This is a genomic window from Terrabacter sp. RAF57 (genome assembly GCF_052113925.1).
Lineage (GTDB): Bacteria > Actinomycetota > Actinomycetes > Actinomycetales > Dermatophilaceae > Terrabacter.
This window is the reverse complement of record NZ_JBFRDT010000006.1, coordinates 88,776-102,154: the sequence shown is the minus strand read 5'-3', so window position 1 is coordinate 102,154 and position 13,379 is coordinate 88,776. Positions and strand designations below refer to the sequence as shown.

General features: G+C 72.3%; 13 protein-coding genes. 10 read left to right on the top strand and 3 right to left on the bottom strand.

All coding sequences use genetic code 11. The features are described 5' to 3' along the window. Positions 1-4: 4 nt before the first annotated feature. Entirely contained in the window at positions 5-847 is an 843-nt protein-coding gene (locus AB4Y83_RS10230) for a hypothetical protein (protein ID WP_442296783.1), read from the top strand. Positions 848-867: 20 nt separating this feature from the next. Here the strand turns inward: AB4Y83_RS10230 and AB4Y83_RS10225 are convergent, their stop codons facing one another. The 3 genes from AB4Y83_RS10225 to AB4Y83_RS10215 form a co-directional block, all read right to left on the bottom strand. Further along, on the bottom strand, positions 868-2,301 hold the full coding sequence (locus tag AB4Y83_RS10225; protein ID WP_442296782.1) for an MFS transporter: 1,434 nt from the start codon (positions 2,299-2,301) through the stop codon (positions 868-870). Then, the gene (locus AB4Y83_RS10220; RefSeq protein WP_442276091.1) at positions 2,298-2,753 is read right to left on the bottom strand and encodes a MarR family winged helix-turn-helix transcriptional regulator; all 456 of its coding nucleotides are present in this window, start codon (positions 2,751-2,753) and stop codon (positions 2,298-2,300) included. The genes AB4Y83_RS10225 and AB4Y83_RS10220 overlap by 4 nt, the downstream gene beginning before the upstream one ends. Before the next feature lie 61 nt (positions 2,754-2,814). Next, positions 2,815-3,801: a PQQ-dependent sugar dehydrogenase gene (locus tag AB4Y83_RS10215; protein WP_442296781.1), complete on the bottom strand. Its 987-nt coding sequence runs from the start codon at positions 3,799-3,801 to the stop codon at positions 2,815-2,817. Between AB4Y83_RS10215 and AB4Y83_RS10210 the strand changes: the two genes are divergently transcribed. The 9 genes from AB4Y83_RS10210 to AB4Y83_RS10170 all read left to right on the top strand — a co-directional run bounded on the left by AB4Y83_RS10210 (position 3,791) and on the right by AB4Y83_RS10170 (position 13,360). Continuing rightward, positions 3,791-4,141: a hypothetical protein gene (locus AB4Y83_RS10210; protein ID WP_442296780.1), complete on the top strand. Its 351-nt coding sequence runs from the start codon at positions 3,791-3,793 to the stop codon at positions 4,139-4,141. The genes AB4Y83_RS10215 and AB4Y83_RS10210 overlap by 11 nt on opposite strands. Positions 4,142-4,322: 181 nt before the next feature. Continuing rightward, positions 4,323-6,236 carry a molecular chaperone DnaK gene (gene dnaK, locus AB4Y83_RS10205; RefSeq protein ID WP_442296779.1) on the top strand — a complete coding sequence of 638 codons (1,914 nt, stop codon included), beginning with the start codon at positions 4,323-4,325 and terminating at the stop codon, positions 6,234-6,236. Then, positions 6,233-6,928, top strand: a complete 696-nt coding sequence (locus AB4Y83_RS10200) for a nucleotide exchange factor GrpE (protein ID WP_442276087.1) — start codon at positions 6,233-6,235, stop codon at positions 6,926-6,928. The genes dnaK and AB4Y83_RS10200 overlap by 4 nt, the downstream gene beginning before the upstream one ends. Before the next feature lie 89 nt (positions 6,929-7,017). Further along, positions 7,018-8,028 (top strand): DnaJ C-terminal domain-containing protein, encoded by a 1,011-nt coding sequence (locus AB4Y83_RS10195; RefSeq protein WP_442296778.1) that lies wholly within the window; start codon positions 7,018-7,020, stop codon positions 8,026-8,028. Positions 8,029-8,045: 17 nt separating this feature from the next. Continuing rightward, positions 8,046-8,498 (top strand): heat shock protein transcriptional repressor HspR, encoded by a 453-nt coding sequence (locus AB4Y83_RS10190; protein ID WP_442276085.1) that lies wholly within the window; start codon positions 8,046-8,048, stop codon positions 8,496-8,498. A gap of 117 nt (positions 8,499-8,615) precedes the next feature. Further along, on the top strand, positions 8,616-11,765 hold the full coding sequence (locus AB4Y83_RS10185; RefSeq protein ID WP_442296777.1) for an ATP-binding protein: 3,150 nt from the start codon (positions 8,616-8,618) through the stop codon (positions 11,763-11,765). A gap of 197 nt (positions 11,766-11,962) precedes the next feature. Then, a complete protein-coding gene (locus tag AB4Y83_RS10180) occupies positions 11,963-12,652 on the top strand; it encodes an ANTAR domain-containing protein (protein ID WP_442296776.1) in 690 nt (229 codons plus the stop codon). 9 nt (positions 12,653-12,661) lie between these two features. After that, on the top strand, positions 12,662-12,919 hold the full coding sequence (locus AB4Y83_RS10175) for a hypothetical protein (RefSeq protein WP_442296775.1): 258 nt from the start codon (positions 12,662-12,664) through the stop codon (positions 12,917-12,919). Between the two features lie 9 nt (positions 12,920-12,928). Further along, positions 12,929-13,360 (top strand): VOC family protein, encoded by a 432-nt coding sequence (locus tag AB4Y83_RS10170; protein ID WP_442296774.1) that lies wholly within the window; start codon positions 12,929-12,931, stop codon positions 13,358-13,360. Positions 13,361-13,379 lie beyond the last annotated feature (19 nt).

Genomic DNA, 13,379 nt, shown 5'->3' with positions numbered 1-13,379 from the left:
CGGGATGTCCGTGGACGCTGTCGAACGACGGATCGCGTTGGCGCGCAAGGCTGTCCGGGCGTATGCCGCGAACCCCAAGGTCGCAGCGGCGCTCATCGGCGGGTCCGTGGCGCGCGGGCTCGCCGACGCGTCGTCCGACATCGAGCTCGACGTCTACTGGTCCTCCCCGCCGACCGTCGCCGACCGCGAGGCGGCGATCGAGGGCGCCGGGCTCACCCGCGTCTATGCGGAGGAGGACGACCACGAGTGGGCCGACGGCCTGCTCGTCGGCGGCGTCAAGACCGACGTCAGCGGCTTCGTCACGTCGACCATCGACACCTATCTCGACCGCGTGCTCGCGGGCGACACCGACGCCGAGCTGCAGGTGCGCGTCACGGCCCTGCGCGACGGCATACCCCTGCACGGCCACGTGGTCATCGAGGCGTGGCGGACGCGGTGCGACGTCTACCCGGAGGCGCTGGCCGTCGCCCAGGTGCTCGAGGCCCTCGACCTGAGGCCCCGCGAGCGGCTCGAGATGCTCGCGGCCCGGGACGACGTCGTGCTGCTCCACCGCGACCTGCTCGACGGCGTGCAGGGGGTGCTCGACGCGCTCTTCGCCGTCAACCGGGTGTGGATGCCCCATCCCTTCCACAAGTGGCTGGACCGCGAGGCCACCCTGCTCGCCCACCGGCCCGACCGTCTCGTCGAGCGCATCCGGTCTCTCCTCGTCGCGTCCCCGCACGACGCGGTCGCGACCCTGGTCGCCCTCGTCGAGGAGACGTACGACCTCGCGCACGAGCGGGTGCCCGAGGCCGACGTCGGCCCGTTGCGGGCGGCGTTCGAGCAGCGACGCGTCGTCGGGAGCTAGCCGGGCTGGGGGCGCCGAGGTCAGGGGTGGCTTGCCTCTCGGGTCGGGGACGTCGCGGGGGTGCTGGGGACGGACGAGCCGGTGGGTCGACGGCGACCGAGGGAGCGGTCGAGGGCCGACATGAGCAGGAGCAGGACGGCGACGACGGTGAGCACGACGGCGAGTCCGTGCAGGCCCGCGGTGTCGGCGCGGTCGGGGAAGGCCGCCGCGTTGGCGGCGGCGGCGAGCATGGCGCCGAGGTACATGAACGTGCGCAGCAGGCCGGCGGACGAGCCCAGGCGGTCGGGGTCGGCCTGACGGTAGAGGGCGGTCTGGTTCGCCAGGCCGATGAGACCCTGCGGCACCCCGACCACGACGACGACGGCGACGACGAGCCAGAGGGGGGAGTCGTCGTGGAGCAGGAGAAGCCCCAGGCAGGCGAGGACCTGGAGCGCCCCGCCGACGAGGAGCTTGCCGCGGACCTGCTCGCGTCGGCCGAAGACCGACGTGACGGTGATGGCGACGACGAACATCGGCAGCAGCGCGAGCCCGGCGCCGGTGGCGGAGAGACCACGACCCTGCTCGAGCCACTGCGTGAAGCCGTAGAGGAAGGCGTAGCTCACGGTGAAGGCGAGCAGCTGCCGGACGTACGTCGCGAGCAGGGGGCCGTTGCCGGCGAGGACGCGCACGTCGATGAAGGGGTCGTCGGCACGCCGCTCGCGCACCACCAGTCCCGCGCCGGCGACGGCGATGACGAGCAGCAGCGGCCAGTGCGTCACCGCGGGCTCCATGAGGAAGAGCAGCAGCGCGGTCAGCGTGACGGCGAACAGGACCATGCCTGCGACGTCCAGCCCGCGGGGTCGGGTCGCATCGGCGTCGCGGTGCAGCTGCTCGTCGCGGGGGAGGCGCAGCGAGCCGAGGACGAGGCAGGTGATCGCGAGCGGCACGTTGACTATGAAGATCGTGCGCCAGCCACCGAGCCCGATGAGCAGTCCGCCGAGCGTGGGGCCGATGACGGCCACCGTCTGGTTGGCGACCGAGAGCGCGGCGAGGACCCCGGCCGGCGAGTCGGTGCCGGTGCGAACCGACTCGCTGCGGATGAGCACCATCGAGGCGGGATAGGCCGCGCAGGTGCCGATGCCGAGGAGCACCCGGGCGAGCACGAGGACCCCGAGTGACGGCGCGAGCGCGCCGAGGATGCCGGCCAGGCCGACGAGCGCGGTGCCCGCGAGGTAGAGGCGTCGGGGGCCGTGGAGGTCGACGAGCCGCCCGACGACCGGCTGCCCGACGGCGGTGGCGAGGTAGAGCGCCGAGACGAGCCAGATGGTCTCCGACGGGGGAGCGTCGAGCGCGAGGCCGATCGGGACGAGCGCGACGGCGAGCATCGAGGAGTTGACCGGGTTGAGGACCGACCCGAGGACCATCGGCGCGACGAGACGCCGGTCGAAGCGGCCGGAGGAGGGTGGACGCGTCATCGGCGCGAGAGGCGGTCGAGCAGCACCATCGCCTCGAGGACGGTGTGTCGCTCGGCCTCGGTGAAGTGGTCGGTGAGGGCTCGGGAGAGCCACTCCTCCCGAGCCGCCCGGCTGACGTCGATGCGGCTGCGACCCTCCCGCGTGAGGGCGACGAGCTGGCGGCGGCCGTCGGTGGGGTCGGGGCGGCGCTCGACGAGTCCACGCTCCTCGAGCACCCCCAGGGTCGCCGCCATCGACTGCGGTCGCACCTGCTCGCCCGCGGCGAGGGCGCTGGCCGTGGCGTCGCCGTCGCCCAGGAGCCGGCTCAGGACGGCGGTCTGGGAGGGGGTGAGGCCGTCGAGCTCGGCGACGTCGCGCAGGCGGCGCCGCAGCCGGCTGAAGGTGACCCGGATGTCGTGGGCCGCGCGCGCGGCCGTCGGCGCGATCGCGTGCGAGCCGGTGCGTGGTGCCATGACCCGACCGTAGAACTCATCAGTCCAGACTGTCCAGTCTCGACTGTCGATCTGAGGAGGCTCAGGTCACCCGGACGAGCAGGATGCGGTCGTCCCCCGCCCCCGGGCTCTGCCGCCCGTCGCGGTTGCTCGTCGTCACGAGCAGGGTGTCCGGTCCGACGGCGAGCACGCTGCGCAGCCGCCCGTAGCGACCGACGAGGAAGTCCTGGGGCGTCGCCGCGGTCGCCGAGCCGTCGAGCGGGATGCGCCACAGCCGCTGCCCGCGCAGGGCCGCCATCCACACCGATCCCTGCGCGATCGCGATGCCGCTCGGCGAGTCCTCCGGTGGGCCCCACTGGGCGACCGGGCCCGTGATGCCCGCCCGGCTCGTGCGCCCCTCCGTCTGCGGCCAGCCGTAGTTGCGGCCGGGGCGGATGAGGTTGAGCTCGTCCTCGCTGTGGTCACCGAACTCGGACGCCCAGAGGCGACCGGCGGCGTCCCAGGCGATGCCCTGGACGTTGCGGTGGCCGTAGGACCACACGAGCGTCCCGAACGGGTTGCCCGGGGCCGGGCGCCCGGCGGTCGTCATCCGCAGGATCTTGCCGCCGAGCGAGCCCTTGTCCTGGGCGAGCGCCGGCTGCTGCGCCTCCCCGGTCGTCGCGTAGAGGTAGCCGTCCGGCCCGAACGCGATCCGGCCGCCGTTGTGGTGCACGTTGTGGGGGATGCCCCTGACGAGCACCCGTGGCGTCCGGAGCTGGCGACCTGCCGGCGCGGACGGGTCCCACGGGATCGCCGCGATGCGGTTGTCGCCCGCCGTGGAGTAGTAGGCGTAGACGAGGTGGTCGCGGGGGAAGGTGGGCGAGACGGCGATGCCGAGCAGGCCTGCCTCACCCTGCTGTGCGACGTTCGAGACGACGCCCGGCACCGTGCCGACCCGGCCCAGCCGGGCCGCGGCGACGTCGAGGCGGTAGACCCGGAAGCTGTCGCGCGCCGAGACGAGGACGGTCCCGTCGGGCAGCCGGGCCAGGCCCCACGGCACGTCGATCCCGGTGGCCAGGGTGCGCACCACCGTCGCCGTCCCGGTCGCCCGCCCCGGCGTCGAGGTGGGTGGCGCACCCGTCGGGGTGGCCGGCCCGCTCGAGGTCGCCGAGGGCGTACGCGTCGTCCCCGTGGTCGGTGAGGTGGTCGGGGAGGTGGTCGCGGCGCCGGTCGTCGCGCTGGTCGTCGCCACCGTCGAGGCGGCCGGAGACGACGTCGAGGACGTGCCCGCGGAGGTGGCGCCGGCAGAGCTCGGCGCGCCGGCGGAGCAGGCGGCCAGCGAGAGCGTGCTCAGGCCGACGGCGATGGTCGATGCGAGCGCGGTGCGAGTCGTGTGCGTCGGCATGAGGCACCTCCGGTCACGACGCTAGCCACCAAGACTGTGTCCCGGACGGGAACAATCCGCGAGAGCCCAGAGTTGAGTCGGGTGAACGCAAGATTTGCGAGTCCGGTTTTGACAATCACGTCGGAGCGGGAGCAGATTGAGCGAGGACCTGTTTCACCCGGACCACCAGCACCACGGTCTCCACCTAGATCATCAAGGAGTCACCCATGGCACGTGCCGTCGGAATCGACCTCGGTACCACCAACTCGGCCGTCTCCGTCCTCGAGGGCGGCGAGCCGAGCATCATCGCGAACGCCGAGGGCGGGCGCACCACCCCCTCCGTCGTCGCGTTCTCCAAGAACGGCGAGGTTCTCGTCGGCGAGGTCGCCAAGCGCCAGGCCGTCACGAACGTCGACCGCACGATCCGCTCGGTCAAGCGCCACATGGGCACCGACTGGAAGTCGCCCGAGATCGACGGCAAGACCTACACCGCCCAGGAGATCAGCGCGCGCATCCTGCAGAAGCTCAAGCGCGACGCCGAGTCCTACCTCGGTGAGACCGTCACGGACGCCGTGATCACCGTCCCCGCGTACTTCGACGACGCCGAGCGCCAGGCCACGAAGGAGGCCGGTGAGATCGCGGGCCTCAACGTCCTGCGCATCGTCAACGAGCCCACCGCGGCCGCGCTCGCCTACGGCCTCGACAAGGGCAAGGAGGACGAGCTCATCCTSGTCTTCGACCTCGGTGGCGGCACGTTCGACGTGTCCCTCCTCGAGGTCGGCAAGGACGCCGAGGACGGCTTCGCCACGATCCAGGTGCGCGCCACCAACGGTGACAACCACCTCGGTGGTGACGACTGGGACGACGTCGTCGTCCAGCACCTCATCACGCAGGTGAAGAACAAGACCGGCCAGGACCTGTCCAAGGACAAGATCGCGATGCAGCGCCTCCGCGACGAGGCCGAGCGCGCCAAGAAGGAGCTCTCCACCGCGACGAGCACCAACATCTCGGCGCAGTACATCTCGATGACGCCCGAGGGCCCGATCCACCTCGACGAGAACCTCACCCGCGCGCAGTTCGAGCAGATGACCAAGTCGCTCCTCGACCGCACCAAGGCGCCGTTCCACAAGGTCATCGAGGATGCCGGCATCAAGGTCGCCGACATCGACCACGTCGTGCTCGTCGGTGGCTCCACCCGCATGCCGGCCGTCACCGCCCTCGTCACCGAGCTGACCGGCGGCAAGGCCCCCAACAAGGGTGTCAACCCCGACGAGGTCGTCGCCATGGGCGCGAGCCTGCAGGCCGGTGTCCTCAAGGGTGAGCGCAAGGACGTCCTGCTCATCGACGTCACGCCGCTCTCGCTCGGCATCGAGACCAAGGGTGGCCTGTTCACCAAGCTCATCGAGCGCAACACCGCGATCCCGACGAAGCGCTCCGAGATCTTCAGCACCGCCGACGACAACCAGCCGTCCGTCCTCATCCAGGTCTTCCAGGGTGAGCGTGAGATCGCGCAGCACAACAAGTCGCTCGGCACCTTCGAGCTGACCGGCATCGCGCCGGCGCCGCGCGGTGTGCCGAAGATCGAGGTCACCTTCGACATCGACGCCAACGGCATCGTCAACGTCTCCGCCAAGGACCAGGGCACCGGCAAGGAGCAGAAGATGACGATCACCGGCGGCTCGGCCCTGTCGAAGGAGGAGATCGACAAGATGGTCAAGGACGCCGAGGCGCACGCCGACGAGGACAAGAAGCGTCGCGAGGAGGCCGAGGTCAGGAACCAGGCCGAGCAGCTCGTCTTCTCGACCGAGTCCTTCCTCAAGGAGTCGGGCGACAAGGTCCCGACCGACGTCAAGACGCCGGTCGAGGAGTCGCTCGCCGACCTCAAGGCCGCCATCGCCGAGGGGTCCGAGGCCAGCGCCGACGACATCAAGGCCAAGGTCGAGGACCTCAACACGAAGTCGCAGGCCATGGGCCAGGCCGTGTACGCCACCGAGCAGGCCTCCGCGAACGCCGCGGGCGCCGCCGGGGCGCAGCACGGCGCCCCCGCCGACGACACCACGCCCGGTGGGTCCGGCACGGACGACGACGACGTCGTCGACGCCGAGGTCGTCGACGACGACGAGGTCAAGGACGCCAAGTGACCGAGTCCCCGAAGCACGGCACGCCCGGCGAACAGCCTGACGTGACCGCGACGGGCGCGACGGGTGCCGGCGGCGACGCCGCCGGCACCCCGCCGCGGGCAGGCTCCGCCCACGGCGAGCGCCATCACACGTACTACGAGGGCGGCGCGGGCGCGTCGTCCGAGCCCGGTGGTGAGGACGAGTTCGACCACACCGCAACCGATTCCAACGAGACCGGCGACGCCGGCGAGTCCTCGGAGACCGAGGGCGTGGCCCTCGCCGAGGAGGACACCATGGCCGCGACGCTGCTCGCCGACCTGCAGCGGCTGCAGGCCGAGTACGTCAACTACAAGAAGCGCGTCGACCGCGACCGTGAGGTCATCCGCCACACCGCGGTCGGCAGCGTCGTCGAGTCGCTGCTCCCGGTCCTCGACGACATCCACATGGCCCGCCAGGCCGGCGACCTCGCCGGTGGCCCCTTCGCCGCGATCGCCGACAAGCTCGAGGCGACCCTCGGTCGCTTCGGCGTCGAACGCGTCGGCGAGGCCGGCCAGGAGTTCGACCCCAACGTGCACGAGGCCCTCATGCACGTCGAGGCCGAGCTGCCCGAGGGGGCGACCGGCACGACCGTCGTCCAGGTGCTCCAGCCGGGCTACCGCATCGGCGACCGGCTCGTCCGCGCCGCCCGGGTCTCGGTTGCCGACCCCGCCTGAGACGTCCGCCGCCGGGCTGCGCACGCAGCCCGGCGGCATACCCGATGATGGGAGCAGCGTGAGAGTCACCGTGAACGAGGAGGTGCGCCATGGCTAGTCAGGACTGGTTCGAGAAGGACTTCTACRCGATCCTCGGCGTGCCCCAGGACGCCGACGCCGCGACGATCAAGAAGACGTACCGCAAGGTCGCGCGCACCATGCACCCCGACCACAACGTCGGCGACCCCAAGGCCGAGGAGCGATTCAAGGAGGTCGGGGAGGCGTATGCCGTCCTGTCCGACCCCGAGAAGCGGCGCGAGTACGACGCGATCCGCGCCATGTCGCACGGCGGTGCCCGCTTCACCGCGGGCGGCGCGGGCGGCCAGGGCGCCGGTTTCGAGGACATCTTCTCCGCCTTCGGCGGGGCGGGTGGTCCCGGTGGGCAGCGCGTGCGCTTCGACACCGGTGGCGCAGGCGGCCAGCCCAACCTCGAGGACATCCTCGGGCAGATGTTCGGCGGTGGTGCACCCGGCGCCGGCTACGGCGGCTACGGCGCGACGGCCGGTCCACGCCCCGGAGCCGACGTCCAGGCCAACACGCGCATCGGCTTCCGCGACGCCGTCGAGGGCTCGACGGTCTCGCTCAGCTCCCCCGATCTCGGTCGCATCAATGCCCGCATCCCTGCGGGCGTCAAGGACGGGCAGCGGATCCGCCTGCGCGGCAAGGGTCGCCAGGGCGACGCCGGCGCACCGGCCGGTGACCTCATCCTCACGGTGGGGGTCGACAAGCACCCGGTCTACGGACGTGACGGCGACAACCTCACCCTCGACCTGCCCGTCACCTTCGCGGAGGCCGCGCTCGGCGCGACCGTCGCGGTCCCGACGCTCGACGGCGGGTCGGTCAAGGTCAAGGTGGCGCCGGGCACCCCGAGCGGCCGCGTGCTGCGGGTCAAGGGGCGCGGCGTCAAACGGGGCGACGCCGCCGGCGACCTGCTGGCCCGCGTGCAGGTGGTCGTGCCGCAACGGCTGACCGACGAGGCCCGCGAGGCCATCGAGCGGATGGCTGCGGCCGAGAACGGCCACGACCCCCGGGCCGACCTCTTCCAGCGCGCCCGAGCCTGACGAGCGAGGTGACGACGATGGCCCGCAAGAGCGCCCGCCCCGGTGGGCACGACGACGACGCACCCGTCTTCGTCATCTCCGTCGCGGCCGAGCTGGCCGGCATGCACGCCCAGACGCTGCGGCAGTACGACCGGCTCGGCCTCGTCTCACCGTCGCGCACGCGCGGGGGCGGACGGCGCTACAGCACGCGCGACGTCGAGCTGCTCCGCGAGGTGCAGCGCCTGTCACAGGAGGGTGTCTCGCTGGCCGGCATCCAGCGCATCCTCGACCTCGAGAACCACGTGACCGCCCTCCGGTCACGGGTCGAGGAGCTCGCCGCCGACCTGGCGGCGGCCCAGGCGGCTCTGTCGGCCGGCGCCCGGGTCTTCGCGGTCGGTCCACGTGGCGAGGTCGTGGCGGTCCGACCCGGCCAGCGCCCGCCCCGCGCCCCGTCGTCGCAGGCGCTCGTCGTGTGGCGGCCCGAGCGCTAGGTTCGCGCCTCACCGAGCCGTCTGTGTGTGTCAGACTGTGCTCGCCTCAAGCAGACGGGGCGCGCCGCTGTGGAATGCCGCCGGAGGCAGTTTCTTGACCCCAGTCCCGGAGGTCGTGTGACCCCGCACCACCCTGAGGGCGGCCTGCCCGGCGCCGCCCCCACGACGAACGCCTCGAGCGGCGGCGTGCCCTCGTCCCCGACGGGGATGCGTGACCTCTTCCTGCGCACCGACTGGTCGGCCACCTCGCTGGGGCCCGTCGAGTCCTGGCCGGCCAACCTGCGCGTCCTCGTCGACGTCTGCCTGTCGTCGCGCTTCCCCATGCTCGTCTGCTGGGGTCCGGAGCTCTCCATGCTCTACAACGACGGCTACCGCGGCCTCCTCGGCGAGAGCAAGCACCCCGGCGCGTGGGGTCGCCCCATCCGTGAGGTGTGGCCCGAGATCTGGGACGTCATCGGACCGATGCTCCATGGCGTCGTCAGTGGCGGTCCCGCGACCTGGGTCGAGGACGAGCTGCTGGTCGTCGACCGGTACGGCTTCCTGGAGGAGGCGTACTTCACGTGGTCCTTCGGCGCGATCCACGATGACGACGGCCAGGTTGTCGGCGTCGTCGACATCGCCACCGAGACCACCGCCAAGGTGCTCGCCGAGCGGCGCGACGAGATGTCGGCCCGGCTCGTGGCGGCGTTGGCCGACGCCGACACGCCCGAGGACGTGCGCATCCGCGCGCTGGAGGTGCTCGGCTCCCAGGTCAACGACCACCTCGCGAGCGACATCCGGTGGCACGTCGAGGGGGACGAGCCGCCGAGCGGAGCCGTCGACGGAGAGGTCGTGCACGTCGTCCCCGTCGTCGAGCCCGGGCTGCTCGAGCCCACCGCGCACCTGCTGCTGACCGAGAACCCCCGCCGCCCGTGGGACGCCCAGCTCCAGGTCTACGCGGAGCTGTGCGCCTCCCACGTCGCGATGGCGCTGAGCGGCATCCGCCGTCTCCAGGAGGAGCGCCACCGTACCGAGGCGCTGGCCGAGCTCGACGTGGCGAAGTCCGACTTCTTCGCCAACGTCAGCCACGAGCTGCGCACCCCGCTGACGCTCATCGCCGGCCCCGTGCAGGACGCCCTCGCCGCCGACGGCCTCGACCCCGAGCAGCGCCAGCGCTTCGAGCTGATCCTCCGCAACACCGACCGACTCGCGGGCCTCGTCGACCGCATCCTCGACCTCACGAGGCTCGAGGCCGGGGCCGTCGAGCCGCACTGGGTCCGGGCCGACGTCGAGGAGCTCGTCACCGGCATCGGAGCGAACTTCCGCCCGGCCATCGAGCGCACGGGACTCGAGTTCGAGGTGGTGTGCGACGACCTCGACCACGAGGCCTACGTCGACGTCGACATGTTCGAGCGCATCGTGCTCAACCTGCTGTCGAACGCCCTGAAGTTCACGACGCGCGGACGCATTTCGCTCCACCTGGGCGGGACCGACACCGGGTTCGCCGTCTCGGTCAGCGACACCGGCATCGGCATCGCCGAGAAGGACCTCGACCTCGTCTTCGACCGCTTCCGGCAGCTCGACCGCGGCGACGACCGACGATCGCGCGAGGGCGCCGGCATCGGCCTGTCGCTCGTGCGCCAGCTCGTCGACCTGCTCGGCGGCCGCGTCGCCGTGCAGTCACGGCAGGGGAGGGGCAGCATCTTCACCGTGTCCTTCCCGTGGGGCCGGCCCGCGGAGCGGGCCGCGCTGCGCCCCTCGATCACGCCGCGCTCGGCCGAGTCCTTCATCCACGAGGCGAGCAGCTGGGTCGTGCGCGACGCGGTCGCGGCCGAGATGCAGGCGTCGTCCGCGGACCCCGAGCCGCTCCGCGGGCCGATGTCGCCGGCCACGCAGCCGGACGGCGTGCGTCCGACCCTGCTCGTCGTCGAGGACAACCACGACATGCGCGACTACATCGCGCGCCACTGCGTCGTGGACTACGACGTCGTGTCGGTGCGCGACGGGGTCGAGGCCCTCGAGCACCTGCGCGCCCGACGTCCGTCGATCGTCCTCGCCGACGTCATGATGCCCCGCATGGACGGCCTGACCCTCGTGCGCGAGATCCGGGCCGACGCGAGCCTGCGCGACCTGCCCGTCGTCCTGCTCTCCGCGCGGGCCGGCGTCGAGGCCAGCACCACGGGGCTGCTCGAGGGTGCCGACGACTACGTCATCAAGCCGTTCCAGCCCCAGGAGCTCCGCGCGCGCCTCGCCGCCAACCTCGTGCGGGCCCGATCGCGGTCGCGCGACGCCGCGTGGCTGCGGGCGATCCTCGGAGCCATCCAGGAGCCGTTCGTCGTCGTCGACGCCGAGGGCCTCGTCGTCCAGGTCAACGACGTGTTCACCCGGACCTTCGGCTGGTCGCTCGCGGACGGCCCGCTCGTGCCGCCGTACCCGTGGTGGATCCGGGAGTCGGAGTCCTCCGACGAGCACCACCAGCACCAGCGACGCATGGAGATGCTCCGGTCCGGCCGACCCGTCGAGGACGACCGCTACCGCATCCTCCGGCGCGGTGGCGGTGAGGCCTGGGTCCACGTCCGGTCGGCGAGCGTGCCGGGCACGGCGGAGCACGACGGCTTCGTCATCGTCGTCGTCCGGGACGAGACGCGCGAGCGCGAGTCCCGTCTGCGGCGCGAGCTCGCCGCCCGGATCGCCGTCGACCTCGCCACCGCGGAGGAGCTCGACCAGGTGCTCGCCACGGCCGTCACCGGCTTCACCGTGCTCTTCGACGGTGCGGTGACCCTGCGCGTCTCACCGACGAAGGGGCAGCCGGTCGTGCTGTCCCCGCGCGGACGGGTGGCCGTCGACGACCTCGAACCGGGCATCCGGCAGGGGCTCGACTCCTCGCCGCACCGCCACGACGTCCTGGTCGACGACAAGCGGGAGGGCCTGCTGCTCCTCCCGACGGCGCACGAGTCGGACTGCCGGACCTGGGTGCAGTTCGACGAGCCGCGTCTCGTCTCGAGCGACGAGCTCATCGTCGGCGACCTGCTCGCGCAGTCGCTCGGCCAGGCCGTCGACCGCGTCGTCGCGCGGCAGGCGCGCGCGCAGAAGGAGCTCCAGCTCGAGCAGGCCATCGAGAGCCACCGGCTCATCGGTCACGCCGTCGGCGTCCTCATCGAGCGCCACCGCATCACGGCGACGCAGGGCTTCGAGATGCTGCGGCAGGCCTCGCTCAACCGCAACGTCAAGCTGCGCGAGATCGCGGCGCGCGTCGTCGAGAGCGGACAGGACCCCGACCAGGCCTGACCATCGACGTCAAGGCCCGAGACTCGACCTCCGAAGCCGCGGGCTCCGGAGGTCGAGCGCGTGCGGCCTTGGGCCCCGGGGGAATCGGTCGAGAACGGCAATTGCCTCGTGTCGTGCTTTGTCCGGCGGCGTCACGGGATGCAACACTGTCCTGCCTCCAAGTTCGCGGGCCTTCCCACGCATACCCTGGAGGGCCCGTGACCGACCTGCGTCCGGCGACCGCAGCGAACGACGACCGCTGGCTCGACGCCGCGGCGCGGATCACCGCCGCAGCGCGGCTGATGGTCCGCTCCGAGGACCTCGAGGAGGCGCTCTCCCTCGCCGCGTCCGCCATCGGTGAGGCGCTCGTCGGCGAGGCCGTGATCCGGGTGACCGCGACCCAGCACGACCTGCTCGCCGGCGCCTCCGGTGTCGTGCCGCCGTCCGCGCTGCCCCCGGCCGTCCGCGAGGTGCTCGCCGGACCCGTCGACCTCGACGGGGTGACGATGGACCCGGCTGACGCCGGGACCCGCGGCATCCTCATGGAGTCGTCGGGGATCCACGCCACGTGCCGGGTGTGGGCCGGCGTCGGCCGGACGCCGTCTGCCGAGGGGGTCGAGCGGACCGTCGCGGAGCTGCTCCTGCACTCGTTGGCGCAGGCGGTGGACCGGATCGTCACGGTCGACCGTTTCCGGCAGAACGAGGCCAACCTCGAGCGCGCCGTCGAGAGCCACCGGCTCGTGGGCCAGGCCATGGGCATCCTCATCGAGAGGCACCGGATCGTGTCGGAGGAGGCCTTCGACGTGCTCCGCCGCGCCTCCCAGGACCACAACGTCAAGCTGCGCGAGGTCGCCCAGCGCGTCATCGAGACCGGCGCCGAGCCGGACGAGGTCGTCGGTCGGTCCTAGGCTGGGCGCGTGAGCCCGACCGACGACGCCCAGCACCTCATCGTGCTGCCGGAGCGTGACACCGCCGAGGAGCTCGCCGAGGAGCTCGAGGCCGAGGGGCTGGCCGACGTCCGCGTCGTGCGAGAGGCGCTCGCGGGCGAGGACGACTCCGAGGCCCACGAGTGGGCCGTCTACGTGCGCACCCCGCCGGACCGGGCGTATGCCGTCCGCTTCCAGGCGCTCGCCGCGGCCCACGACGGCTGGTACGACCCCGATCCGCACGACTGAGGAGTCACGATGTCCCGCGCGTTCCAGGTGACCATCGACAGCAGCGACCCCCGCGCCCTCGGCGGCTTCTGGGCCGAGGTGCTCGGCTACGTCGAGGACGCCCCGCCGCCGGGGTTCGCGACGTGGACCGAAGCGCTCACCGCGTGGGGGCTGCCTCCGGAGCGCCAGAACGACGCGTATGCCGTCGTGGACCCGGACGGAGCCGGGCCGCGGGTCTTCCTCCAGAAGGTGCCGGAGGGCAAGACGGCGAAGAACCGCCTGCACCTCGACGTCCGGCTCAGCGGGGTGCCCGGTCCTGCCGAGGGCAAGGGCGAACAGCTGCAGGCAGAGGCTGACCGACTCGTCGCCCTCGGCGCCACGGTGGTGCGCGAGACGCTCACGGAGGTGGACCACTACCTCGTCATGCAGGACCCCGAGGGCAACGAGTTCTGCCTGACCTGAAGGCCGGCCACCGTCAGGT

Bases quoted from the DNA above. Each gene is read 5' to 3' on its own strand.
- AB4Y83_RS10190 (WP_442276085.1), top strand. From the start codon at position 8,046: ATGGCCCGCAAGAGCGCCCGCCCCGGTGGGCACGACGACGACGCACCC.
- AB4Y83_RS10170 (WP_442296774.1), top strand. From the start codon at position 12,929: ATGTCCCGCGCGTTCCAGGTGACCATCGACAGCAGCGACCCCCGCGCC.
- AB4Y83_RS10225 (WP_442296782.1), bottom strand. From the start codon at position 2,301: ATGACGCGTCCACCCTCCTCCGGCCGCTTCGACCGGCGTCTCGTCGCG.
- AB4Y83_RS10230 (WP_442296783.1), top strand. From the start codon at position 5: ATGTCCGTGGACGCTGTCGAACGACGGATCGCGTTGGCGCGCAAGGCT.
- AB4Y83_RS10220 (WP_442276091.1), bottom strand. From the start codon at position 2,753: ATGGCACCACGCACCGGCTCGCACGCGATCGCGCCGACGGCCGCGCGC.